This window comes from Pedobacter cryoconitis (assembly GCF_014200605.1).
GTDB lineage: Bacteria > Bacteroidota > Bacteroidia > Sphingobacteriales > Sphingobacteriaceae > Pedobacter > Pedobacter cryoconitis_B.
The window spans coordinates 73971-100371 of sequence record NZ_JACHCE010000012.1 but is presented as its reverse complement, the minus strand read 5'-3'; the positions used below and the strand labels follow the sequence as shown (position 1 = coordinate 100371).

General features: G+C 38.6%; 22 protein-coding genes. 9 read left to right on the top strand and 13 right to left on the bottom strand.

The annotated features are described in order from the left end of the window. Nucleotides 1-4: 4 nt before the first annotated feature. The 3 genes from lat to HDE68_RS25005 all read right to left on the bottom strand — a co-directional run bounded on the left by lat (nt 5) and on the right by HDE68_RS25005 (nt 3712). On the bottom strand, nt 5-1336 hold the full coding sequence (gene lat, locus HDE68_RS25015) for an L-lysine 6-transaminase (RefSeq protein ID WP_183885215.1): 1332 nt from the start codon (nt 1334-1336) through the stop codon (nt 5-7). Nucleotides 1337-1539: 203 nt separating this feature from the next. Beyond that, nucleotides 1540-2733, bottom strand: a complete 1194-nt coding sequence (locus HDE68_RS25010; protein ID WP_183885213.1) for a multiheme c-type cytochrome — start codon at nt 2731-2733, stop codon at nt 1540-1542. Between the two features lie 100 nt (nt 2734-2833). Continuing rightward, on the bottom strand, nt 2834-3712 hold the full coding sequence (locus HDE68_RS25005) for a 1-aminocyclopropane-1-carboxylate deaminase/D-cysteine desulfhydrase (RefSeq protein ID WP_183885211.1): 879 nt from the start codon (nt 3710-3712) through the stop codon (nt 2834-2836). A 260-nt stretch (nt 3713-3972) separates the two neighbouring features. Between HDE68_RS25005 and HDE68_RS25000 the strand changes: the two genes are divergently transcribed. Both HDE68_RS25000 and HDE68_RS24995 read left to right on the top strand, forming a co-directional pair. Then, nucleotides 3973-5001, top strand: a complete 1029-nt coding sequence (locus tag HDE68_RS25000; RefSeq protein ID WP_183885209.1) for an RluA family pseudouridine synthase — start codon at nt 3973-3975, stop codon at nt 4999-5001. A 7-nt stretch (nt 5002-5008) separates the two neighbouring features. Next, on the top strand, nt 5009-5848 hold the full coding sequence (locus HDE68_RS24995; protein ID WP_183885207.1) for an aminotransferase class IV: 840 nt from the start codon (nt 5009-5011) through the stop codon (nt 5846-5848). Between the two features lie 8 nt (nt 5849-5856). Here HDE68_RS24995 and fmt read toward each other — a convergent pair whose 3' ends face one another. After that, nucleotides 5857-6768 carry a methionyl-tRNA formyltransferase gene (gene fmt, locus HDE68_RS24990; protein ID WP_183885205.1) on the bottom strand — a complete coding sequence of 304 codons (912 nt, stop codon included), beginning with the start codon at nt 6766-6768 and terminating at the stop codon, nt 5857-5859. Between the two features lie 107 nt (nt 6769-6875). Between fmt and HDE68_RS24985 the strand changes: the two genes are divergently transcribed. Further along, nucleotides 6876-7922 (top strand): DNA topoisomerase IB, encoded by a 1047-nt coding sequence (locus HDE68_RS24985; protein WP_183885203.1) that lies wholly within the window; start codon nt 6876-6878, stop codon nt 7920-7922. A gap of 9 nt (nt 7923-7931) precedes the next feature. On the opposite strand, the gene HDE68_RS24980 is transcribed toward HDE68_RS24985, so the two are convergent. Further along, nucleotides 7932-8681, bottom strand: a complete 750-nt coding sequence (locus HDE68_RS24980) for a DeoR/GlpR family DNA-binding transcription regulator (RefSeq protein WP_183885201.1) — start codon at nt 8679-8681, stop codon at nt 7932-7934. Nucleotides 8682-8769: 88 nt separating this feature from the next. On the opposite strand from HDE68_RS24980, the gene HDE68_RS24975 reads away from it, so the two are divergent. After that, entirely contained in the window at nt 8770-9315 is a 546-nt protein-coding gene (locus HDE68_RS24975) for a 5' nucleotidase, NT5C type (protein ID WP_183885199.1), read from the top strand. A gap of 4 nt (nt 9316-9319) precedes the next feature. Here the strand turns inward: HDE68_RS24975 and HDE68_RS24970 are convergent, their stop codons facing one another. Both HDE68_RS24970 and HDE68_RS24965 read right to left on the bottom strand, forming a co-directional pair. Further along, nucleotides 9320-9532: a hypothetical protein gene (locus HDE68_RS24970; RefSeq protein ID WP_183885197.1), complete on the bottom strand. Its 213-nt coding sequence runs from the start codon at nt 9530-9532 to the stop codon at nt 9320-9322. Nucleotides 9533-9548: 16 nt separating this feature from the next. After that, nucleotides 9549-10805, bottom strand: coding sequence for an exo-beta-N-acetylmuramidase NamZ domain-containing protein (locus HDE68_RS24965; RefSeq protein WP_183885195.1), 1257 nt, complete (start codon nt 10803-10805; stop codon nt 9549-9551). A 102-nt stretch (nt 10806-10907) separates the two neighbouring features. On the opposite strand from HDE68_RS24965, the gene HDE68_RS24960 reads away from it, so the two are divergent. Beyond that, entirely contained in the window at nt 10908-12128 is a 1221-nt protein-coding gene (locus HDE68_RS24960) for an ABC transporter permease (RefSeq protein WP_183885193.1), read from the top strand. A gap of 88 nt (nt 12129-12216) precedes the next feature. Here HDE68_RS24960 and HDE68_RS24955 read toward each other — a convergent pair whose 3' ends face one another. After that, nucleotides 12217-14625: an alpha/beta hydrolase family protein gene (locus tag HDE68_RS24955; protein ID WP_183885191.1), complete on the bottom strand. Its 2409-nt coding sequence runs from the start codon at nt 14623-14625 to the stop codon at nt 12217-12219. A 183-nt stretch (nt 14626-14808) separates the two neighbouring features. Here HDE68_RS24955 and HDE68_RS24950 point away from each other — a divergent pair, with 183 nt between their 5' ends. Continuing rightward, on the top strand, nt 14809-16113 hold the full coding sequence (locus tag HDE68_RS24950; RefSeq protein ID WP_183885189.1) for a DEAD/DEAH box helicase: 1305 nt from the start codon (nt 14809-14811) through the stop codon (nt 16111-16113). Nucleotides 16114-16175: 62 nt separating this feature from the next. On the opposite strand, the gene mazG is transcribed toward HDE68_RS24950, so the two are convergent. The 4 genes from mazG to mnmD form a co-directional block, all read right to left on the bottom strand. After that, nucleotides 16176-16982, bottom strand: coding sequence for a nucleoside triphosphate pyrophosphohydrolase (mazG, locus tag HDE68_RS24945; RefSeq protein ID WP_183885187.1), 807 nt, complete (start codon nt 16980-16982; stop codon nt 16176-16178). Nucleotides 16983-17071: 89 nt separating this feature from the next. Then, complete coding sequence (locus HDE68_RS24940; RefSeq protein ID WP_183885185.1) at nt 17072-18184, bottom strand: AI-2E family transporter; 1113 nt, start codon at nt 18182-18184, stop codon at nt 17072-17074. 91 nt (nt 18185-18275) lie between these two features. Then, nucleotides 18276-19232: an aldo/keto reductase gene (locus HDE68_RS24935; protein WP_183885183.1), complete on the bottom strand. Its 957-nt coding sequence runs from the start codon at nt 19230-19232 to the stop codon at nt 18276-18278. Between the two features lie 104 nt (nt 19233-19336). After that, on the bottom strand, nt 19337-20026 hold the full coding sequence (gene mnmD, locus HDE68_RS24930) for a tRNA (5-methylaminomethyl-2-thiouridine)(34)-methyltransferase MnmD (protein ID WP_183885181.1): 690 nt from the start codon (nt 20024-20026) through the stop codon (nt 19337-19339). Nucleotides 20027-20100: 74 nt separating this feature from the next. On the opposite strand from mnmD, the gene HDE68_RS24925 reads away from it, so the two are divergent. Beyond that, the gene (locus HDE68_RS24925; RefSeq protein ID WP_183885179.1) at nt 20101-21123 is read left to right on the top strand and encodes a hypothetical protein; all 1023 of its coding nucleotides are present in this window, start codon (nt 20101-20103) and stop codon (nt 21121-21123) included. Between the two features lie 69 nt (nt 21124-21192). On the opposite strand, the gene HDE68_RS24920 is transcribed toward HDE68_RS24925, so the two are convergent. Beyond that, nucleotides 21193-23232 (bottom strand): M13 family metallopeptidase, encoded by a 2040-nt coding sequence (locus tag HDE68_RS24920; protein WP_183885177.1) that lies wholly within the window; start codon nt 23230-23232, stop codon nt 21193-21195. Between the two features lie 424 nt (nt 23233-23656). On the opposite strand from HDE68_RS24920, the gene HDE68_RS24915 reads away from it, so the two are divergent. Both HDE68_RS24915 and HDE68_RS24910 read left to right on the top strand, forming a co-directional pair. Further along, nucleotides 23657-25810: a S9 family peptidase gene (locus tag HDE68_RS24915; protein WP_183885175.1), complete on the top strand. Its 2154-nt coding sequence runs from the start codon at nt 23657-23659 to the stop codon at nt 25808-25810. A 4-nt stretch (nt 25811-25814) separates the two neighbouring features. Beyond that, nucleotides 25815-26360 carry a GNAT family N-acetyltransferase gene (locus HDE68_RS24910; RefSeq protein WP_183885173.1) on the top strand — a complete coding sequence of 182 codons (546 nt, stop codon included), beginning with the start codon at nt 25815-25817 and terminating at the stop codon, nt 26358-26360. Nucleotides 26361-26401: the final 41 nt, after the last annotated feature.

The following is a 26401-nucleotide window of genomic DNA, read 5'->3' as shown; positions in this document are numbered from 1 at the left end:
TATATTATAAATCAGCCAGCACTTTATTCATTACATCCAGTCCCTGATCGATATGACTTCTCTCCATGATCAGGGCGGGGCGGAAGCGGATTGTTTGTGGTCCGCAACCCAGGAACATCACATTATATTCCAAACCTTTTTTAATAAATGCATTCCGCATTTCTCCATTGGGTAAATCAAAGGCACAGAGTAAACCTTTACCGCGTACATTACTTACTTTATCAAACTTCTTAGCCAGTCCTTCCAGGTTCTCTTTCAGATAGGCACCAACCCGGGCAGCATGATCACATAACTTATCCTCGTCAATAATCTGCAGGATCTTTGTCGATCTGACCATATCAACAAGGTTACCGCCCCAGGTAGAGTTAATTCTTGAGGGAACACGGAAAACATTGTTCTCCACTTCATCAACCTTGTTGCCTACTAATATTCCGCATACCTGCATTTTTTTACCAAAAGCAATAATATCGGGGCGGGCATTCTCACCATAATGCTGATGGCACCAGAATTTACCAGTCAGGCCAACACCAGTCTGTACTTCATCGTAAATCAGGAAAGCATCATTCTCATCAGCAATGCTGCGGAGCTGAATTAAAAACTCTTCACGTAAATGATTGTCACCACCCTCAGATTGTATCGGTTCAATAATGATTGCACAAATATCATCTTTATAATCGGCAAATGCCTGTTTAACCTGAGCTATAGATAACTCTTCAGTGCTGATAGCTGTAGCCAGATTGTCATTTTCCAGTGGGAATTTCACCGTTGGGACAGAAACCCTTGGCCAGTCAAATTTGGCGAACCATTTAGTCTTATCGGGTAATGTATTGGTTAAGCTCAAAGTATAACCTGTTCTGCCGTGAAAGGCTTTTTCGAAATGCAATACTTTAAACCCTTTTTCCTCTTGATATCCTTTGGCAAAGTTCTTCTGAACCTTCCAGTCCATTGCAACTTTAATTGCATTTTCGACAGCTAACCCACCACCGGCTATAAAAAAAGCATGGGGGAGATAAGAAGGGATACCGATTGCACCAAAAGTTTTTACAAATTCAGCATATTGCTGCGTATAAACGTCAGAATTTGAAGGGTTAGCCAGTGCAGCCTGCAAAAGACTTTGTGTAAAGGCAGCATCATTAACCATTTTCGGATGATTATATCCAAGGGGAACAGATGCAAAACAAGTAAAGAAATCCAGTAGCGTTCGCTTATACTTTGAGTCGTAAATGTATGTTCCCTGACTTTGTCCCATGTCATAGGTCAAATCAAGTCCATCAGCTAAAACATGCTGACTTAAAATCTCATTAACCTGCTCTGGGGCTACAGTAAGTTGATACATAATTCTTGTATTTTGGTTTATCCAAATTTAACAAAATGCCCCTGAATAACAAGTTTAAGGCCTGTTTTGACTAAAAAACCAAAAACAAGGTTTAAACTGTTTAAAGTATGATTTTATCAGAAATAATAATTTATAGCCACAAATGTTAATGATTTTCGTGACACGATTCAGACGAAGAAAGTAAATTTCGGGCCGAAACGGTATCATTTATTCTTAACCAGATCATTATAAATTGCAATACGGTGTGTGCGTATGCTATAGGGAACCTTTTCTTTACTGTTGCTCATCTGAAAACCAATATCATGAGATTCTTTGATCGGCATGTGACAGTCGATACAGTTCTTTGCCAGTATAGCTTTGTTTTTCTCTTTCAATGTTTCATGTTTCACCTCCTGATGGCAGCTAATACATTTAACAGAATAAATTGCCGCATTAAGTTTATTGTTCTCATGTACATCATGGCATGTAATACATTCTGCCTTACCAATTTTATAACACTTACTAGCCTCAAGCAGTTGTTTTTGTTTACCGTGTACATCCGGATCTTCTCCTCTATAAGCGCTATATTGAGGAAGTGTTGTTAAGGTATCCCCAGGTTTAAAACCAAAAGTAGAATTCACCGTCCGGATAGCTGTTCCTGAATGGCATACCCCACAAACGTCTACTCTTCGTGTTAAGGCCAGCTTTTTATAACTCACCATAAAATTAGCCGTTTTCACCGTAGGATTTTGCTGATGAAAGTTTACGTGCTGAGCTGCGGGACCATGGCAACGTTCGCAATCTATACCAGCAATAATAGAGTTTTTAACATATTCTTCTGTTATCGAAAAATTAGGACCCTGTACCAGTTTTTTATCTGCAAAGGAGCTATGGCACTCTAAACAACGGGAAACAATTGGTCTGCCAAAATAAATCTGGTTGTCGGGGAAACCCGGGCTATTTACCCATTGATGTCCTTTGGTCAGGTAGTTCAACGGCATTTGCATCAGTTGTTTACCATACCAGAATGCGAAAGTATAGGCACTGTTTCCTGCGCCAAAAATCATATCTGTATGCTCTGTTTTTTTATCGGCCCCATTGATCAGGGCAGATTGATACAGGCCATCGGCACGGTTTTTTACCTGTACTTTAGTTTGCTCATTAAAAACAAACTCGCCATCAGGTATGTGCAGACTATCGGCAGAGCCAGGTTCAGTCAGCATTTTTGAAGCCTTAAAATGAGAATTGTGGACCGCAGATTCTGTAAGGTCTTTATGACAGCTTACACAAGAAGCACTCCCTGCATAGGCTGGTCCCCTGCTATCGTTACTTTTACTTTTTACTTGTGTACATTGCACAATTGCAAACACGAAAATTGCCAGAATACAAAAAATTAAGAGGAAGCGTCTCCGGCCCATACATTAGCTTTGGTTAGAATATTAGATATTGCTAACTAAAATAATAAAAAATCCACCGCAACGACAAGAAAATATAATTAGCCTTTTTTTAAATTTTCTTTTATAGAACCAGTTTATCTTTCATGCCCATAATTCCGAGTAATCCGCCGGTATGTAAAGCCACAATTTTCTCGTCTTTACCGAAATAATTTTTAAGTGCTAAATCATCAATTGCAAAGAACATTTTTGCTGTATAAACCGGGTCTGTCAGCAGCCCGTGCTGAGCTGTGAAAGTCCTGATGAAATCCAGTAAATCTGGTTTTGTCTTTGCATAACCACCAAAATGATAGTCTGTATGTAAAATCAGCCGTTCATCAGCTGTAGAGACATAACTGCTCATCTCTTCTCTGATAAATTCACCACCTTTCAAAACGGGGATTACATGGAGCCTGGTTTTTAGACCCGCTTTTTGAATCCCCTGCAATAAACCGGCTGCCGTTGTACCTGTTCCTGCTGCACAAAACAGATGAGCTGTATCCTGCGGGATTTCAGTAATAATTTCTGCACAACCCAAAGCTGCTTCTGCAGAAGCTCCGCCCTCATCAATAAAATAGGTGTCCTGATGTGCTGCGGAATAGTCAGTATAACAGGCAACTTTATCTTTATAAGTTTCTCTATCTGTGAAAATCAACTCCATGCCATATAAAGCGCAAAGTACCAGCATTTCATTGTTTACTTTTTCTCCTCTGACAAAGGCCGTAGCTTTTAATCCGGATCTGGCAGCTGCCGATGCTGTAGCAACAAGGTGGTTAGAATAAGCTCCGCCAAAAGTAACCAGGTGTTTTTTCTTTTTTGCGGTAGCATCCTGTAAAATATATTTCAGTTTACGCCATTTATTTCCCGAAATATAGGGATCAATTAAATCATCCCTTTTGACCCAAAGCTGGGTTAAAGCATCATGTTTTAATTGTTGTAAAGGACTGTGCAGATCTGTAAACATCTGGCAAATATAAAGCTTTTGCTTAGCTGTCCTGATACAAGCGGAGCCAAGGTGGGGGATATTTCGGGATATATTCAGTCAAAAAAAAGTTATAAAACGACTTATCGTGTAAATTAATATAGATTCTGCGCGTTGCAGACCTAATTTCTTTCAGAAATGTAATAGTTAAAGATTAGTTTTGTAAAATGGAATTAGTATAGGGTCAATTCTTTTAATTTGACAGACCGTGTATTTATCCATAAAATTTGACAAAATAAATAATGGAAAACAATAACAACGGACTGGAATTAGAAGAGCAGGATTTATACGAACATTTTAATATTGTTGTAGATAAAGGGCAGTCCTTATTGCGGGTAGATAAATTTTTGATGCACCGTATGGAGAATGCTTCAAGAAATCGCATACAGAATGCGATTGAAGCAGGAAATGTACTGGTGAATAAAGCAACAGTAAAAGCTAGTTATAAGGTTAAACCAGCAGATGAGATTTCTATTGTATTTCCTCATCCGCCAAGAGATACAGAAGTTTATCCTGAAGATATTCCATTAGATATTGTCTATGAAGATGATGACCTGCTTATTGTGAATAAGGCAGCAGGAATGGTTGTGCATCCGGGATTTAATAATTATACAGGGACGCTAGTCAATGCACTGGCTTTCCACTTTGAACAATTGCCGCAATTACCCGGTAATGAAGGGAGACCTGGACTGGTACACCGTATTGATAAAGATACTTCAGGTTTATTGCTGATCAGTAAGAACGAAATCACCATGACTAAACTGGCCAAGCAGTTTTTTGACCATAGTATCACCAGGAAATATATTGCATTAGCCTGGGGAGATATCAAAGAAAACGGAACAGTTTCAGGATATATCGGCCGAAGCGCCAAAAACAGAATTGTCATGGACGTTTATGATGATGAAGAAAAAGGAAAGTGGTCAGTTACGCATTATACCGTTTTAGAACGTTTAGGATATGTAACTTTAATCAGCTGTCAGCTTGAAACAGGGCGGACGCACCAGATCCGTGCACATATGCAGCATATCGGTCATCCTTTATTTAACGATGCGAATTATGGCGGAGATAAGATCCTGAAAGGAACAACGTTTACAAAGTATAAACAATATGTTGCCAACTGTTTTGAAATGTTACCAAGACAGGCTTTGCATGCGCAGACATTAGGTTTTATACACCCGACGACAAAAGAATACATGGAATTTGAAGCACCATTGCCTCCTGATTTCGATTCTGTACTTAACAAATGGAGAAACTACATCGTACAGCAATAAGAATTTAATGCAACAAGAATATATTTTACATAACGATCAGTACATTGCGGCAGACCAAGCCATTCTGACAGCCAAAAACAGGGCCTTCAGGTATGGTGACGGCCTGTTTGAATCTATGCGGATGTCTGGAGGCAAACTGAAATTTGCTGAATTGCATGCTGATCGTTTACAGGCGGGAATGAATGCGTTGAAGATGGACGGCGGGATTTTGTTTGATGATTATTTCCTGAAACAGAAAACCGCAGAGCTGAGTAAGCGGAATAAACTGAAAGATAATGTACGTTTCCGTCTTTCTGTTTACCGGGAGGGTGAGGGATTATATACACCAGACAGTAATAAATCGGGCTATATACTCGAAGCCGGACAAATGGCTCCGGGTGGTTATGAACTGAATAAAAAGGGATTGATTATCAATGTATATGATGAAATCACTAAACCGGTCAACAAACTTTCTACTTATAAGACCAGTAACTCATTGCTTTATGTGATGGCTGGTTTATATAAACAACAGAACCGGCTGGATGAAGCTTTTATTTTAAATCAGCATGGTTTTCTTTGTGAAAGCATCAGCTCGAATGTATTTGTTGTTTATGACAAGCAAATTTATACCCCAGCGCTATCAGAAGGATGTGTAGCCGGGGTAATGCGTAATGTGGTGATGAAAGTGGCCAAAACTAACCAGATCCCTGTTATAGAAGCACAAATCAACCCTGAGGTTTTAAATGAAGCCGATGAAGTTTTTATCACCAATGCGACATCTGGTATCCGCTGGGTGATGGGTTATGGCAGAAAACGATATTTTAATGAAGTGACCAAGTCACTAAGTTCTTTACTCAATGCGTTATAGCTGATCAGCTATAAACGCATTCCTCTTAAAAATTCATCAACCAGCATTCTTTTTTTACCTTCATACTGTACGTCCAGTAAAGAGATAAAACCATCCTGAGCTGCAAATTTCAAAAATGTTTTACCGTCAGTTACAAATGTGCCTGGACTTACTGAAGGTGTTGTTTCCTCGTATGCTGCTTTGAATATTTTTATCGTCTTATCATTAAGCACCGAAAAGGCCGTAGGATAAGGACTAAGCCCTCTGATCAGGTTATAAACTGTTTTTACTGGATTGTTCCAGTCTACTTTACAGAATTCCTTGAAGATTTTAGGCGCATGTTTAAGTTCTGCAGAAAATATCTGAGGTTGTTCTGTATAATTATTACCAGCTTCAATTGCTTTGACCGTTTTAACCAGTAAACCAGCTCCGGTCTGCATGAGGCTATCGTGCAGGTCACCTGCCGAATCGTCTTCAGTGATAGCTACCTTTTCAGCGAAAATAACGTTTCCTGTATCAATTTCATGGGTTAAGAAGAAAGTGGTTACTCCGCTTTCTGTTTCTCCGTTGATGATCGCATGATTGATTGGGGCAGCACCACGGTATTGTGGTAAAAGTGAACCATGTAAATTGATTGTGCCTTTGGCAGGCATATTCCATACAATTTCGGGAAGCATACGGAAAGCAACCACGACATGGAGGTCTGCATTTAAAGCTTTTAATTCTGCTATGAATTCAGGATCTTTTAATTTGAGTGGCTGTAATACTTTTAAACCTTTTTCTACAGCATATTTTTTGACAGCACTTTCCTGTAACTTCTGACCTCTTCCTGCTGGTTTATCTGCTGCGGTTACGACTCCGGCAATTTCAAATCCTGCTTCAACTAAAGCATTTAAAGAAGCAACGGCAAAATCTGGCGTTCCCATGAAAACTATTTTCATATATGTGTGTTTGGTTTATTCGTGATAATTATTGTTACTGAATTCTGTGATGGTTTATGCATCCTGTCTTTCTCTGGCAAAGTTAACGCATATTTTGTTTAATCTATATGATACAAACTCCCGAAGAAATAAAAGAAATTGGTTTAGTCTATGTGACTGACAGTATGCCTGGTTTTTACAGAAAAGGAAGACCCGGGAATTTTTATTATGAAGATAAAAATGGTAACCGGATAGCAGATGAGGTGCAGCTGGAAAGGATAAAGGGGCTCGTTTTACCACCGGCATGGACTGAAGTATGGATTGCAGCCAGAAAAAATGCTTATCTGCAGGCAACAGGTCTGGATGTGGCAAAACGCAAACAGTACCGTTATCATACCAAATGGACATCCAGGAGATCAGATCTTAAATATTACAGGCTACTGGAATTTGGAAAGGTTTTACCGCAGGCCAGAAAGCGGTTAGCGAAAGATTTGAAAAGGCCAGCTTATGATGAACAGAAAGTTTTGGCTATTTGTGTGCAGCTGATGCAAAAAACACTGATTCGTGTGGGGAATGCGGCTTATGCAGAACTTTATGGCAGTTATGGTTTATCTACTTTAAGAAATAAACATGCTAAAATAGATGGGAATATACTCAAGCTGAAATTTGTAGGCAAAAAAGGAGTAAAGCAGGAGGTTGCCCTGAATGATAAAAACCTGGCGAAAATGGTGAAAAGGTGTATGGAGATTCCGGGGCAGGATTTATTTCAATACTATACGGAGGGTACAGCGCATAAAGGAATAGATTCGGGAATGATCAACAATTATATCCGGGAGATTACCGGAAGTGATTTTACTGCTAAAGATTTCCGTACCTGGGGCGGTACGCTCGAAGCACTGAGACAACTGGCAATTTGTGCCGGAAACGTAGAAGAGGAGCGGCCCAAGAAAAAGATTATTACCGAAGTTTTGAAATGTGTGGCCAGTAAGCTGGGAAATACCCCTGCAGTATGTAAAAGCTCTTATGTTTATCCCTTATTACTTGAAGCCTTTGAAAATGACCAGCTGGCAAAATATCTGAAGAAAATACATATTAATGATTCTGTATCCATTCAGTCTATAGAAAATGATGAAAAAATACTGATGCAGTTCCTGAAAGCGGCACAGAAAAAATAATTTCTTTGTTTATTCAAGCCTGATGCCCAGATCTCTATAACTCTTAAGGTTTTCATGATTTGGATCAGTATCAGTAATGATAATATCAAGATCACTTGTACTGGTGATATAGTAAGGTTCTGTGGTATCCAGTTTTTCAAAGGTAGCAATGGCGATAACTTGTTTAGCAGTTTCGACCATAGCCTTTTTGATCTGGCAATCTTCATAACTTATTCCTGTAACTCCCGAAATCAGATCGATACTGCAAATTCCAAGAAAACAAATGTCAGGACGAATCCCCCTGATCGTTTGTATTACTTCAAATCCTGTAGTAGAAAAAGAAGATTTATTTAAACGGCCGCCTAAAAAGATAACTTCTACAAAGGGATGGTCTTCCAGAATAGTAGCCACAGGGAAACTATTGGTTACTACTGTAATTTGCAGGTCTCTTGGTAAATGTGTGGCAATAGCCAGTACAGATGTGCCTGAGTCAAATAAAACTACCTGCCCGTTTTTGATGAGTTTAACTGCCTTTTGAGCAATAATTTCTTTATGAGAGACATCATAGTGTTCTCTTTCTCTGAAATGCTGAGGAATAGGCGAGCGGGAAATGGCACCGCCACGTACAGCTTTCAGTAATCCCTGATCTGATAACTCTTTAATATCACGTCTTACGGTATCTTCAGAAACCTCTAATAACGTACTCAAATCTCCTAAAAGAACTTTTCGTTCCTTACGGATATGTTCAATAATCAGTTGTAATCTTTCGGCCTTAATCATCTTGGTTGCAAAGATACAAATAAAACTTATTGTGTTATTGCAATATGTTGCAATATATTGCTATATTTGTTGCAATAATTTACGAAATATGAATAGAAAGAAAATAGCCATTGATATGGATGGCGTGATGGCCGATATAGAAGAGCAGTTTATGGATTGGTATGAAAAAGAACATGGCATCCGGGTTCCAAGAGAGGAAAGATTAGGCGTGCTGGAGCCAGAAGGATTTCCGGATAAAACTGCTATCAAAAGATATGTGTATACCCCGGGATTTTTCAGGACTATACCTGTAATGCCGGGTGCAATTGAGGCCGTGAAAGCTTTAATGGAAGACTATGAGGTTTTCGTGGTCTCAGCAGCTACAGAATTTCCACAATGTTTATCAGAGAAAATGGAATGGTTAAATGAGTATTTTCCATTTATCAAATGGACAAATATCGTTTTGTGCGGAGATAAAAGTATTATCGATACTGATTATCTGATTGATGACCATTGCAAAAACCTGGATTTCTGCAAAGGGAAACCTGTAATGTTTAATGCATCTCATAATGTAAACCAATTACATCACACCCGTGTGATGAACTGGAATGATGTATTGGATTTATTTGAAAAAGAGAAAGAGCCGGTTGTATAAAGCTTTATACACCTTTTTCGGGTGCTTTTTTTATGGGTTCAACGGGCTGCTCTTCCCGTTCTCTCTTTTTTGCAGGATCTTTAAAATGAGGCTCGTCTTTGGTGTAATCTTTATCTTCTGGTTTTTTTACGGCCTTGTTTCCTTCATCGACCTCAGGAATCAGTTCCTGAAAGTTGCTGCTTGGTTTTTCATTCTTTTTTTTAGGGTCGTTGTTCATAAAGATCAATTTAAGGTTAAGGATACAGCAAGTATTTCTTGCGCATCTTTTTATACTGACTTAATCCTGGTTCCCAGCTTGCCCTGATTTCTTTTTCAGATTTACCAGCAATAATTTGCTCTTTCAAACTATAAACACCCGCAAGCTTATCAAAATTATTCATCTGCTTGCTTAGTTTGAAATTGAAAAAATCAGCTTTATCGGGGTAAGCATTATACAATTCAATAAGCCACTTTATGTTTAACGTTTTATCCTTCCTAAGGTTTGAAATATTATAATTTCTTAGGTCCAGTCCATAACAAGCCTGGTCCTGGTGCAAAGGGGTTTCGGCCATTCCTTTGATGCTTTTAGGGATGAAAGAGAAGCTGTATTTCCCTTTCAGGGCAGGTGCACCAAGTACCGTAAAAGGAAACTGTGTTCCACGGCCCTGGCTTAGATAAGTCCCCTCAAAGAGGCATAATGTAGGATAAAGCAGGATAGATTGCTGTGTATTTAAATTTGGAGAAGGTTTTACAGGTAAATCGTAGGCCATATCATGCGTATAATTGGCCAATGGGATGATAGTGATTTTACATTGTACTTTATTTTTCAGCCAGCCTTCACCATTCAGCATTCCGGCATATTCACCAACAGTAAGTCCGTGCACAATCGGAATTGGCTGTAGCCCTATGCCTGATACCAATTTCGGATCAAGAATTGGCCCGTCTATATAAAATCCATTCGGATTTGGTCTGTCCAGAATAATTAACTCTTTATTGTTTTCGGCACAGGCCTGCATGACATATTGTAAGGTGTTGATATAAGTATAGAAACGGACACCGACATCCTGAATATCAAAAACCATAATGTCTACATCAGCTAAATCTGCTGTACTGGGGATCTGATGTTTACCGTATAGGGAAATTGCTTTAATGCCGGTTTTCTGGTCTATATCATCAGCTACTTTAATCCCTGCACTCGCATTACCTCTAAATCCATGTTCCGGGCCAAATATCCTGACAATATTGATATCTCTTTTTAAAAGGCTATCTACAGAGGTGGTATTTTCTATCACTGAAGTAGGGTTGACTACCATTCCTACACGTTTTCCCTGCAGCAGCGGCAGATATTTTTCAGTCTGTGCGGCTCCGGTCAGGATTTCCCGGGCAATAGTTTTTTGCAGAGAAGGTTTCAAGCCCGAACTATCACTTTCTGTTGTTTTTGAATTTGCACAGGCCTGTATACTGAGCATAGCAAGACAAACCGGGAGTATTAGTGTGGAAGATAGTTTCATATTGACCTTTTTTTACTTATTATGGTTGAATTTAAAATCAAATAACCATTTTTGCTAAGCGTCTGTTTAAGCAGGCTCTAAGTTACAAGTTTATCTAAAATTTTGAATACAGAATACTTTATAGCCAGGCGCATTGCCATTAAATCAGAACGTACATTCTCTAAGCTAATTGTCCGCATTGCTATTGCGGGAGTTATGCTGAGTCTTGCGGTTATGATGCTTTCGATTGCCATCATTAAAGGTTTTAAAACAGAGATTCAGGAAAAGGTAAGGGGATTTGTAGGCGATGTAAGAATTTTTAAACTTGATTTAAATAATTCATTTGAACTTACTCCCTTTGTTGCCAGCCCCAAAACACTATCAGATCTAAAAAACAATAAGGATATAGCTTATTTTCAGCCTTATGCTACTAAACCTGCCATTATTTCGGCAAATGACGAGGTAGAAGGCATTAATTTTAAAGGAATAGACGGCAACTATAATTGGGATTATATCAGTAAACATTTGGTTAGCGGCAGAATTATCAATTTTGCAGACAGTGCCAAAGCCACCAAAGAGATTTTAATTTCTTCTTTTACAGCCAATAGACTGAAACTTAAAACCGGGGATAATTTTATCATGTACTTTGTACAGAATCCACCACGTAAACGTCCTTTTAAAATTGTAGGGATCTATGATATCGGAGTAGAAGAGATTGATAAAAGTTTTGTGCTGGGAGATATTAATATTATCAGGCGTTTAAATAACTGGCAGCCAAATGAGATTGGCGGTATAGAAATCAAGCTTAAGAACTTTGGCCGTCTGCAGACCGCATCCGATAAGATTTATGCTTCTATGGAGATTAATCTTAAATCAGAATCTGTAAAAGAGTACTTCCCAAACATTTTCACCTGGTTATCTTTACTGGACGTCAATACCCGGGTATTGCTGATTCTGATGATGATTGTTGGCGTAATCAATATGATTACCGCATTGCTGATTATGATCCTGGAAAGGACGAATATGATCGGAATGCTAAAGGCTTTTGGAATGACAGATTTCAGTATAATGAAAATCTTTTTATATAACGCCTTATACCTGGTTGGAATAGGATTGATACTGGGAAATATTCTTGGATTAGGGTTGGGGTTCTTACAACAGTATACCCATATTTTTAAACTTAATCAGAGTTCTTATTATTTAGCTTATGTACCTGTAGAATTACACCTTACTGATGTCCTGCTGCTTAATATCGCGACCATTTTGATCTGTTTCACAGTATTGATCTTACCATCGTTGCTGGTCAGCAGGGTATCTCCACTGAAAGCGATACGGTTTAAATAGAAATAATTTACAGTCCATAAAAATAGGGGTGCCTTCCTGGAAGGCACCCCTATTTTTATGGACTGTAAATTATAAAGATAACCTGCTTTTATTTGGCATTCTTCACATATTTATCTAACCAGGAATCCATTTCCCATAAGGTATGTAAGATGTTTTCTTTACCGCGGTAGCCATGTGCTTCATAAGGTAAGAATACAAATCTGGTTGTGCCGCCAAAACCTTTGATTGCATTAAATAAACGCTCGCTGTTCATTGGAAAAGTACCCTGATTATCATCAGAATCTCCATGAATTAATAAAAGAGGCGTTTTAATTTTATCGGCATAACTGAATGGGCTCATTTCATAATATAATTGTGGAACTTCCCAGTAAGTACGGTCTTCGTTCTGAAAACCGAAAGGAGTCAGCGTTCTGTTATAAGCACCACTGCGGGCAATACCAGCCTTAAATAAATTAGTATGTGCCAATAGATTTGCTGTCATAAAAGCGCCGTAACTATGTCCGCCTACAGCCATTCTGTTTCTGTCGCCAACACCCAGCTCTGCTAGTTTATTGATCGCTGCTTCTGCATTTAATTTCAGCTGATCTATGAAAGTATCATTAGGTTTTTTTCCGTCTTTAGCTACAATCGGCATTTCTGCATTGTCAAGTACGGCATAGCCTTGTGTTACCCAATAAATAGGAGAACCCCAGCTGATCATGGTAAAGCGGTCTTTTGAACCTCTGATTTGTGCTGCATCAGCTGCAGAGTTAAATTCGCGTGGATAAGCCCAGATCAGGGTAGGCAATGGGCCATCTTTTGCCTTATCATAGCCTTTTGGAAGATACAGGTCGCCTGTAAGGTCTATACCATCGGCACGTTTGTAAGCTATTTTTTCTTTGGAAACACCCACCATTTCCGGATATGGATTAGTGAAGTCAGTTATCTGGCGGTCGGCCATTCTGAGTACCAGGTTTTTAATAAAGTAGTTTGGTACTTCTTTTTGTGATTCCTTTCTGGATAATAATACCAGTTTTTTTGCATCAAGAACATCAGCAATATACTCATATGTCCCTTCTGAACAGCGCCAGATGATTTCATTTTTCTTTGTAGTCAAATCAAATTTGGCTAAAAAAGGAAGATCTCCTTTTGGTGAGGAACCTGTTATATTGTTCATTAACAATTTAGTTCCGTTATCTGTGGTCAGTATGACCTGACGGCCAAAGGTGTTTTTCTCCGTAACAGCCTCACCAGGGTTATTGTATTTGTCGTTCTGACTTAACTCATACAAAGTCTCCATTGTTCCTGCAGAAGGATTGTAACGGCTTACTTTGATTGTCTGTTTACTGCGTTGTCCTTCTTCAACCAGGGCAAGTGTAGAATTTCCCCAGTTTACGCTACGGTAACGGTTTTGTGTTTTAAACAATTCTTTGGCTTCACCAAAGAACGGAGCATTTAATGCATATACTGCATCATGGAAAGGAACTTGTTTTTTGATCAGACCGCTGTCCAATGGCTGGGCCCAGGTGATTGTTGCTGCCTCATCATTTCTCCAGTCATAATCGCGGGGAACATTCTGAGTGTTGTCATATCCCGATGGTTTACCCTCTGTAGATGGAAGGTTTGCTAAAACTTTAATCGATTTACCGGACAGCTCTGTAATTTTTACTGTAGCAGGGAATCCCTCAAAAGGAACCAGGTAAGAGAATGGTTTATTGATGGTTTCCTGCAGCAGATATTTTTTATCCGGAGAAACTTTAATCGAAGTATAAATTGCTGGCTGGCCGATGAGTGTCTGCACTCCATTTTTATACTGTACAAGTTGTGAAGTGGCAAGAAATTCAAATAATTGCTCATCAAAAGGGGATTTAATTAAATCCTGATAGGTAGGGTTTGGTGCAGCCTTACCCAGACTTTGCTGTACAGTAGGCCCCTTTGGCATTAAAGGCTTTACTGGAATTGAAGCGGCTGGTTTTGTTGCAACCCGATATAAAAGAGTCATATCATCTACCCAGGTGATCCCATTTCCAAGTACCACGTTGAGTGCCTGCTTATTCACCTTAACTGCTTTTAAAGTGGTAATGTCGATGATATATAAGTCAACACCTTTGGGTGTGGTTTGCGTAAAAGATATTTTGTTCTGAGCAGGGTTCCATGTTGGATGAGCAGCAAACAATGGAGTTGGAAGACCCGTAATTAATGCTGTTTTCCCTGTTTTAATATTTTTTAGGGTGAAATTGTTAATGAATGTCTGTCTGCTCGGAGAGAAATTATTCGGGTTGATTCTTAATCCTGCAATGCGGAATTCTGGCATAGCCAGTTCTTCAACAGAAGGGTAAGAGTTTTTAGTGCTGAGTAACATCCACTCTGCTTTACCATCTATACTGACCACAGGCGTTGGTTTGGCCATTAACAGATCAGCTATCGCCTTTGGAGGCTGCTGGTAATTGACCGCGTCCTGCGCAAATACGCTCAGTGATGTAGTGAATAAAAATAAGGTTAGTATTGTCTTCTTCATGTGAAAGGGAATTTATTGATCTGGTAAAACTACAAAATCCTGATACCCGATAGCCTTTAATCGTATCAAAATGTTGATACAATGGTAATTTAAGCTGGTTTTTTGATGGTTTCGTACAGATCATACCGGATATTGTGCTTATTTCCGTAAATTTGGCGGAATATCAATTTTAACTGAAATACTGTGTCGTTAGATAAATTAAAACTAAGTAAGCCCCTGATTACAGCAATGACTGATGCGGGGTACTTAACCCCTAAAGAAATCCAGGCGAAAACTATGTCTAGAATTCTGGGAGGGCAGGATATACTTGCTGTAGGTCCTGAGGGATCAGGTAAAACAACAGCCTATATTCTGGGCGTTTTAATGCGTTTGAAGTATACCAAAGATGATGCTCCAAAAGTATTAATTCTGGTAGCTGATAAAGACCGTGCAATTGCGGTAATTGACCAGTTTATCTCTTTGAGTAAAAATAGAGATCTTAATATTGTAGGCCTTTATGGTACAGGTGGGGTCGAAGCTGAAGTCAATGAACTGGTTTTAGGTATAGATATCGTGGTCGCTACGCCTACCAGGGCAAGGGCCATTTATTTGAAATTAGGTTTGAACTTAAGTAAGTTACAAACTTTTATCGTGGATGATGCTGCGCTGATTGTACAGCAGGGAATGCAATTGCCTGTTTGCGAATTAGCAAGAAGTGCGGGTAAATGCCAGCATTTGGTATTCACCGAGGTTATTCATGAAAAATTAACCAAAATGACGGACCAGTTCCTGAATTTCCCTACAGTAATTGAAGTAGAGGATTTTGGTGATACAAAAACTGAAACGGTAACACAGGTACTGTATCAGGTTCCAAACTATAAGACTAAAATCAATTTGTTACGCCATTTACTGCGTGATGATGAAGTATTCGATAAAGTAGTTGTATTTGTAAATTCAAGACTGACTGCTCAGAAACTGGCAATAAGTCTTGCAAGCCCTAAGGAAATGGAATTCTCTATGTTCAGGCCTCTTCATTTTGATGAGAATGGTTTTGATGATTTTGAAGATTTCAAACAAACTCCTGAAGCAAGGGTATTAGTCGTAGCTAATCAGGGTGAAGGACCATTGAATTTAGATGGCATTCCTTTTATTTTCCATTTTGATGTACCGGAAGAAAAAGAAACGTTCCTGAGCCGTATCATTAAAAATAAAGAAAATCCAGAAGAGGTTGTTGCCATTACTTTTGCTACTGATATGGAACTTGTTCAGGTTAAAAAGATCGAACAATCAATTGGTCAGAAATTAGAGCTGATGGATTTGCCTGAAGAACTTCTGGTAGAGAAAACGCTAAGAACAAAAGGTCTGGATAAAAACCGTATTGTAAAAGTGAAGAGTGAGGAGCCGGCCGGAGGTGGTGCTTACCATGAAAAGAAAGAGAGTAATTCAAAAAATTACAATTATGGGATTGGCCAGAAGGCTAAAATGACCATGAAAAAGAAACACTCTTAAAACATAAAAAAGCCTGTTTATTTTAAATAAACAGGCTTTTTTATGTTATCTTATTTTCCGGATTAGAGTTTCTTGGCCTCATTCCAGTAGATATCCATTTCGGCTAAAGTCATATCCTGCAATGCTTTTCCGGTCTCTTTTGCTTTACTTTCAATATACTGGAAACGTTTGATGAATTTTCTGTTTGTTTTTTCCAATGCGTTTTCCGGGTTAATTCCGATAAAACGGGCATAGTTAACCAGAGAAAAAATCAGGTCTCCAAACTCAGATTCTGCTTTTTCCAGATCTATAGCTTCGTTGTCAAAAACATTGTATTCGTTTTTAAATTCCTGAAGTTCTTCTTCTACTTTTTCCCAAACCTGAGTCTTGTCTTCCCAGTCAAAACCAATACCTCTTGCTTTTTCCTGAATCCTGCTTGCTTTTACCAATGCAGGAAGGGAAGCCGGAACACCACCTAAAACAGATTTGTTGCCTTCTTTAAGTTTGATTTGTTCCCAGTTACGTTTTACATCATGTTCATCCTGCACTTCTACGTCACCATAGATATGCGGATGACGGTTAATCAATTTATCACAAACGCTGTTAAGCACATCAACTATGGTAAAATCGTTCGTTTCGGAGGCAATTTTAGCGTAGAAAACAAGATGCATCATGACATCACCGAGTTCTTTCTTCACCTCAGTCAGATCTCCATCCAAAATGGCATCAGAAAGCTCATAGGTTTCTTCTATCGTCAGGTGACGTAAAGTTTCCATCGTTTGCTTTTTGTCCCATGGACACTCAGTTCTAAGGGTATCAAGTACGGTTAACAGCCTTTGAAAGGCAGATGAAGGATCGGCTGCGGTTAAAGGAGGGATATTGTTTGGCATGGGGTTTTGTTTGAAATATAATTGCTAAAATACCAAACCCATCCTATTTAAAAGAATGGGTTTGAAAAACTCTGTGAATTTATAGCTTATTATTCAGGCTCTTCAAGCTTGATTTTTTTAGTGATCCGGTATACTTTACGTTTGCGTTCGGGCTTTTCCTGTTCACCAAGTAAAAGTCCCCATGGCTTTAATTCATCAATACGATCAAATATGATTTTGAGCATGGCCAGATAGGGAATACATAAAAACATTCCTGAAATCCCCCATAACATCTCTCCGACAACAATTCCGATAAAGGCAAACAGTGCATTGATCTTTACCTTTGAACCAACAACAAGCGGCATCAGGATATTACCATCTAATGTGTGAATAGCAACATAAGCTATAATCACAAACAATACTTTGGTTGCCCCTGCTGTTGCAAAAGTAATCAGCACACTGATCAGCAGAGAAGAAAAGATCCCGACATATGGGACCAGATTGAAAATACCAGTAATCAGACCAAGCAACACAGCATATTTTACTCCTAATAGCGATAAAACTACCATAGTTAACGTCGTAACTATCAGCATTTGAAGAAATAACCCTAAAATATAACGCTTGATTATGTACTGAATTTGCTCCACTATTTGTTTAACCTTGTCAGCATGTTCTTCTTTAAAAACGGTAATCAGGAAAGTAAAAAGAATGCGTCGATAGTTTAAGATAAAGAAGGTAAACAATAAAAGAAAGGCAAGAAATAAAAGTGTAGATGATAGGGTCATCAGCGTAGCACCCAATACGGTTGCACTTGAAGCTAAGGCACTGGTTGCACTATCTTTTAGATAATCAATTTGTTTATGTGCATTTACATTGAAGGTATGGGAGACCCATACTTGTAGTGATTCAAAGGAATGTACCGCCTGTTGCTTCAATAAAGGCCAGTCTTGTCCCAGATCGCTCAACTGACTGGCTAGAAAAAACATGATACTTGAAATCACAGCGATCATCAGGATAACTGAGACAATAGAAGCTAAGCCTCTTTTAAACTTCCATTTATTTTCCAGGAAATTTGCCAGTGGTAATAACAACAGCGCTAATAGAAATGATGCGAGTAAAGGAGCAAGCAAACTATGGCCTAAAATTGCAAGATACCCAAGGCAGATAATTGAAAACAAGACCAAAGCGAGTTTGGCATAAAAAGGAGGGGAGATGTTTTTCATTGTAGGTGAATTTAATCATAAAGTCTTGCTAAAAACAAATGCCCTGCCAAAATAATTAGCAGGGCACGGTATATATGATGTTCCTTAAGCTTTATTGCCAGGCACTGGCTTCGTCCAGAATAGAAATATCTTCGATACCAAGTTTTAAGGACGCTGCCCTTGTCAGGTCTTTCAATTGATTTAAGCTGGTTACACTTGCAATAGGAGAGGTCACTGAAGGCCTTGCAATAAGCCAGGCTATGGCAACACTCGCAACAGAAGCATTGTATTGCTCTGAAACTTCGTCCAGCGCTTTTAGAATTTTGAAGCCCCTTGGATTTAAATAGTTTTTTACGGCACTGCCCCGCTGGCTTTTACCGAGATCAGCTTCTGAACGGTACTTTCCTGTAAGAAAACCGCTGGCTAAAGAATAATAATTAATAACGCCAATGTGATTGTCAAGACAAATGTGTTCCATTTCTTTTTCGAAACCTTCTCTTTGGTATAAATTATATTCCGGCTGAAAAGTCTGGTATTTTGGTAAACTGAGACGTTCACTGGTTTCAAGCGATTCTTTAAATCTTTCCGGGCTGAAATTTGAAGCTCCAATCCAGCGTACTTTTCCTGCCCTGATCAATTGATCGTAAGCTTCCAGTGTTTCCTGTACCGGAGTCTCCGGATCATCATAATGAGATTGATAAAGATCGATATAATCTGTTTTTAACCTCAGCAGAGAAGCGTCAACTTCTTCCAGTATATATTTTTTTGAAAGACACTTTTTCCCGTCTAAAGCCATATTGCTACCCACTTTAGTGGCTAGTATAATCTGGTTGCGATTATTACGTGCCTTCATCCAGTTACCAATAATAGTTTCAGATTCACCACCTTTATTTTCTGGTACCCATCTTGAATATACATCCGCAGTATCAATAAAGTTAAAGCCTGCAGCTACGAAACCATCAAGAACTTCAAAAGATTTCTTCTCATCTAACGTCCATCCAAAAACATTCCCGCCAAAAGTTACTGGCGAAACCAGTAAATCTGTATTACCTAATTTTCTTTTTTCCATCTGTAAATAATTTGTTTTTCAGCTTAATAAACTGGTAGATTTTTATTTTGCCCTAAAAACAAATTTAATTGGCAGAAGTTCAAGTTTAGTCCGGAATTTGTAAATTAAACCTCCGCTTGTTCTGCCGGAACTTTAATTGCACGCAGCATTTCTCTTTTACCAGGGGCACCTGGAAGTTTTTCAACCTTCATTCCACAGCTTTTGAGTGCACGTTTTAATTTTCCTGTGATTGCATAGGTAACAAATATCCCATTGGGCTTTATAAAAGAGCAAACATGGCAGATAATCTCATCAGACCACATTTCTGGCTGATGCTGTACAGAGAACGCATCAAAATATACCAGATCAAACAGCTTTTCAGCTTTAAAAGCGTCCAGTGTAGTATGTGCTATAGTCAATTCCTGGTTCTCATTTATCGAAGTAGCTGAGCTTAGTGCAGCAGCATAGACATTTATCAGGCTATCCCAGATTGGAGCAGGTACGTATTGGTTATATTGGGTAGAGATTAATTCTTCCTGAGTTAATGGGTAGGCCTCAATTCCAGTATAATTCAGGGAAAGCCCCTGTTCGTCAGCGTAGGCTGAGGTTAAAAGAAAATTTAAACCTGTACCAAAGCCAATTTCGAGGATAGAGATAGTCTGTCCGGGGAAATTTAGTTCAGCTAATTTTAGTCCGGCATCAATAAATACATGTTTGCTTTCCTGTAATGCACCATGTTTGGAGTGGTAATGTTCACCAATGGTTTCATTATATAATGTGTTAGAGCCGTCTGCGGTTTGGGTGATGATATTCATTTCTACAAAATTACCACATAAATTCTAAACAAGCTTTGTAGATTAGCACCAATTTTTAAGTTAAAACACATTTTATGATCAAAAAAATCTACCTGATTATTATTGTTTCAATATTTTCAAGTACTATAACATTCGCACAAGGCAGCCTGGATATCCATTTCAATGGTATGGGGTTTATGGATAACAGAGAATATAAAGATTATGTTTCCCGGTCCAACACTTATTCGGGTACAAGGCTGGCACTCGATCTGGGATTAAACCTGGACAGTAACAACCATTTTATTGTTGGGGTAAATACATTACATGAATTTGGTTCCAGAAAATTTATGAAAGCAGATCCGGTTGCTTATTATAACTATACCAATAAGAACTGGAATTTTAATATTGGTGCATTTTCCCGCGAAGGGTTGCTTAGTGATTATCCGCGCGCTTTATTAAATGATACTTTACGTTATTACCGTCCTAATATCCAGGGGATGTTGCTGAATTATAAAAACGAGCATTTTACAGAAACCCTATGGATTGACTGGCTGAGTAAGCAATCGCCAACAGACCGTGAGCAATTTTTAGTTGGATTCTCTGGTAAATATCGTCCGGTTACTACTGGGCCTTTCTATGTAACTCATTATTTTCAGTTAATGCACAATGCCTATACCTCGAATGAACAGGCTGGTGACCATATAGAAGATAATGGAGGTATACAGGTGAAACTGGGACTGGACTTTAGTCATAAGACTATTTTAGATTCACTGACTATTGAAGCGGGTGCCCTGGTTTCTATAGAGAGAATCAGAGACGTCACCGATTTGAATACGCCAAAAGGGTTTGTAGCCAGTGCTTATCTTGGTTACAAACGCTTTGCTTTATATGAGGAATTTTATAAAGGTCAGGGTTCTCATATCAATTACGGAGATGGTTTCTATCAAAATAAGACCTACAACAGGGTTGACTTAATTTATACCCCTATCATATTTAAAAATATCAAAGGATCATTTGTTTTTAGTTTGCATAATACTCCATCAAGAACCAGTAGTCAGCAGGCATTCAGGCTGACCTATGATCTGGGCAGGAAAGTTTTGACCAGATTTAAATCTTAAGAATTTGAAATATAAAAAAAGCGCCGTTGTGGAAATTAATCCGCAGCGGTGCTTTTTGTTGGAAAATGATTACCAGAGTCTGATTCTGTCTTCTGGTTTTTTGTATAATTTATCGCCAGGTTTCACATCAAATGCTTTATACCAGGCATCCATATTTACCGGGGCACCAATAGTCCTGAATTCTCCAGGAGAATGCGGATCAGTTTTAATCAATTGTGCAGCATTATCAGGTAAAATATTACCTCTCCATACCTGCGCCCATGAAAGGAAGAAACGCTGATCTGGTGTGAACCCATCGATTTTCTCTTCTGATTGACCTTGTTTAGTCATTTTGAAAGCAGTATAAGCAGCATTTAAACCACCTAAGTCGCCGATATTTTCACCCATGGTCAGTTTACCGATCACGTGAATCGTATCCAATACAGTATAAGCATCAAATTGTTCGCCCAATGCTTTTGTTTTGGCTTCAAATTTAGTACGGTCCTGATCTGTCCACCAGTTTCGCAGATTACCATCTTTATCGTACTGGCTTCCGCTATCATCAAAACCATGAGACATCTCATGACCAATTACAGCACCGATACCACCATAGTTAATGGCATCATCAGCATCAGCAGCAAAGAAAGGGAACTGTAAAATTCCGGCAGGGAATACAATTTCATTCATTGTAGGGCTGTAATAAGCATTTACAGTTGGCGGGGTCATTCCAAATCTTGTACGATCTACTGGTTTACCTAACTGGCTGACCATTTCCTTATATCCCCATGCACCTACATTTCTAAGATTCTGGAAATAAGTTTTGCGGTCAATATTTAATCCGTCATAAGTTCTCCATTTATCAGGATAACCGATTTTAGGAACAAAAGCATTTAATTTAGCTAAAGCTTTTTCTTTAGTGACATCACTCATCCATTCCAATCCTTTGATTCTGATCTCGAATGCAGTACGCAGATTTTTAATCATCTCTGTCATTCTGGCTTTAGCTTCAGGTTTGAAATATTTAGCTACATATAGCTGTCCTAATAATTCACCAATTGAGCCATCAGTTTTGGAAGACATAGTCTGCCATCTTGGTGTCTGTACCTTTTGTCCTGTCTGTGCCTGGTTAAAAGCAAAATTTGCTTTGACAAAAGGAGAACTTAGATTAGGTGCAGAATTTTTAAGGATATTCCATTCCAGGTAAGTTTTCCAGTCTGCTACAGAAACAGAGGACAGCATTTCATTCAGGCTGACAAAGAATTTAGGTGCGCCTACTAATACAGTATCCTGCCACTGAACCAATAATTTTGGTAAAGTAGCGGCCCAGTTAATATTTGGCGTAGTTTTATTGAAATCGGCAACTGTGAATTTATTATACGTTTTATAAGGATCACGCATTTCAAGACGTGACATTTGCGCTTCAGCAAGCTTTTTCTCTATAGAAAGTACAGTATTTGCTTTTTGTTTCGCCTCAGTAGCAGAGCTGCCAGTCAGCGTGAACAAAGTAGTCATATAGTTCAGATAAGCTTCGCGGATTTTTAATGTCCTGCTATCATCCTTTAAATAATAATCACGGTCAGGTAAAGTTGTTCCGCCCTGGCCAAGCTGTGCCACATATTTATTTACATTCTTTCTATCCTGGCCAACATAAAAGCTATACATAGCAGATCCGATACCAGAAGTGCGCATTGCGATAGTTTCATCCAGAATACCCTGAATATCTTTAATCTTATTAATTCTTGACAGATCAGCTTTAATAGGAGTATAACTTAGTTTTTCTATCGTAACACTGTCCATAGCGGCAGCGTAAAAATCGCCAACACGTCTTGTTGGTGAACCTGCAGGAGCAGAGCGATCAGCAGCAGCGGCTTCAACTACACTTTTTACTGCATTAATATTAAAATCTCTTAATTCATTGAAACTTCCCCAGCGTGTTTCCTTTGCAGGAACCGGATTATTTTTAATCCAGTTTCCGCTGGCATATTCGTAAAAATTATCTCCGGGTTTTACAGTAAGATCCATATTTGCAGGATCTATAAATTTCTTAGGTGCATTTTGTGCGTAGGAAGAATAGCTTGCTGCTACTATTCCTAAAATGGCAAAATAGCTTTTCAGGTGTTTTGTATTCATCTTTTATTTTTAATAAGATCTACCGCCTAAACGAATCAGGATAATTTGTAATCAACAGAAATGATACAGGAGGGCAGATTGGGCTCAAATTAGCAAATACGATTTATAAATGCTTATTCTATTAAAAATATTACTGAATAGAAGAGGGGATACAATTACTTGTTGAACCAGTAATATAGCTTGGTTAATCCCAGCTTTTTGATAATTAACCCTGGAAGAAGGAATACCTTGATAGTTTTCATCTATTTATCTATTTATTGTTTTCTGTCAGATCGAACCTGATGAACTAATACTGTATTAACATATTTTAACACTTATTATTGTGCAGGAGTGAAAAATTAGATTATGGAGAAAATATTCCAAATTGGGTAAAATTCATCCCTGTATACCAGAATTGCTATATTTGGCCATCAAATTTAAAAAAATGAAGAAACTGGTTTTATCCCTCTTGTTGCTTTCTGGCGCTGGAATTGTAAACGGTCAGCAGAAAAACCTGAGTATGCTCGATGCGATGTCTAATGTACGTACTACGCTTGCACCGGCAAAATTGGAGAATCTTCAATTCCTTTATGGAACAGAAGAGTATCTATACACCAAAAAAGTCAATAACGAAACTGTGTGGTTTAAAGGGAGTGCAGCTGATCAGGAAGGTAAGCCTTTTTTGACTTTAAGTCAGCTCAATCAAAAACTAAGTACAGCGAACCAGAAGGCTCAAAAAATAATGCCGGCAATTCGTTTTAACCAGGAAAAAAACTGGATTATTACTGCAAACGGTTCAACTTTAGCCTTTAATCCCGTGAGTAATACTTTTACTGTCATTACTGAAAGTCAGCTGGCTGGCAAAGATAAAGCAGAAAGAAGTGTAGCCGGATATACAGCTTATCTTGAAAATTACAATTTGTTTGTAAGCGATGGTAAGACTGCCAAACAGGTAACCAATGACGGAACAGGTAATATTGTTTATGCTTCTTCGGTACACAGAGATGAGTTTGGTATTAAAAAAGGGACTTATTGGAGTAATGATGGGAAGCAGCTGGCTTTTTACCGTATGGATCAAAGTATGGTAGCTGATTATCCTATTATTGACTGGACGAGCCGTCCGGCGAAAAATGTGAACATTAAATACCCTATGGCAGGCGATAAAATCCATGAGGTAACTGTTGGAGTCTATAATACACAGAATCAGGCAGTAGTTTACCTTAAAACGGGAGTGCCTGCGGATCAATATCTGACAAATATCGCCTGGAGTCCGGATGATAAATTTGTTTATATTGCTGTTTTAAACCGTGGACAGAACCATATGGAGCTTAAACAGTTTAATGCACAGACTGGTAATTATATCAAAACACTTTTTGAAGAAAGAGATGATAAATATGTAGAACCATTGGTCCCTGTATTATTCCTGAAAAATGATCCAAAGCAGTTTATATGGCAGAGTAACCGTGATGGCTGGAATCATTTATACCTATATAATGCACAGGGGAAACTGATTAAACAATTGACCAAAGGAAAATGGGAAGTGCTGGAAGTAAAAGGCTTTGATGCATCAGGTGATAATTTATTTTATGAATCAACAGAAGAATCGCCAATTACAAAAAACTTATATGTAGTCAATATCAAATCTGGTAAATCAAAAAGAATTACATCTGGTTTCGCTGTACATAAAACCGAAATAAGTACTTCGGGAAATACAGTTCTTGATTATTTCAGCTCTACTAAAAATCCTGGTACTGTTGACCTTATTGAGGTTAAAAAAGGCCTGAAAAAACAATTATTTCAGGCAGAAGACCCGCTGAAAGATTATAAACTTGGAGAGTCTTCTATTTTTACGATCAAAGGAAAAGCCGGAGATGCGATCTACTGTAATCTTTTTAAACCTGTTAACCTGGACAGCACTAAAAAACACCCTGTTATAGTTTACTGGTATGGAGGTTCACATGCACAGCTAATCCGTGATCAATGGAATGGCGGTGCTGGTAATTATTGGTTCCAGTATCTGGCTGAACAGGGTTTTGTGGTCATGGTGATTGATACCAGGGGTAGTGATAACCGTGGAAAAGCATTTGAGCAGTCTATGTTCAGAAGGGTTGGGGATGTACAAATGGAAGATATGATGTCGGCTGTAACTTACCTGAAAGGCCTGCCTTACACAGATGCTGAAAACATGGGCTTATTTGGATGGAGTTTTGGTGGTTTTAACACCGTAGATTTTATGCTTAACCATCCTGATGTATTCAAGGCTGCGGTTGCTGGTGGAGCAGTTACTAACTGGAATTTCTATGAGGCTATGTATACAGAGCGTTATATGGATACCCCACAGGAAAACCCTGAGGGTTATGCGGCAACAAATCTGACCAATCAGATCCAGAAACTGAAAGGCAAATTATTGCTTATTCATGGTTTACAGGACAACGTGGTTCTGCAACAGCATACCGTGGAGCTGGTTAAGAAAGCTGTCGATGATAATATACAGGTAGATTATATGATTTATCCTGGTCACGAACACAATGTAATTGGTAAAGACAGAACCCATCTTTATCAGAAAGTAACAGATTATTTTATGCAAAACCTTAAATAGCAGCATGGTAAGATTGAAATTTTTTACGGAAAGATTAAAACTCAGATTAGTTGAAATGGCTGATCTTGAAGCGATTCATGTATTGCATCATTTGGCAGAAACAGACCAGTATAATACGCTGGGTATTCCTAAAGATCTGGAAGAGACTAATATCATTGTAGACGGATGGATTAATGATCATCAGAAAAAGACAATAAAGAACTACACTTTCGCTGTCGAATTTGAAAAAGGAGGTTTTATCGGATTGGTATCTCTTAAATTATCTTCTTCTAAATTCAACAGTGCAGAGATCTGGTATAAAATTAATGTGAACTTCTGGAATCAGGGTTATGCCACAGAGGCTATCAAAGCTGTCATCAGGTTTGGATTTGACCGTTTGAAATTACACCGTATCGAGGCAGGTTGTGCAGTAGAGAACCTGGCTTCTATCCGTGTACTGGAAAAAGCCGGTATGACGCAGGAAGGCAGAAAGCGGCAGATTTTACCTTTAGTTACCGGATGGATGGACAGTTTTGAATACGCCATTCTGGAGGAAGAATGGAAACCTTAAATATTTTCCTCCAAAAACCTTATTTTTGCATTTTAATCAGC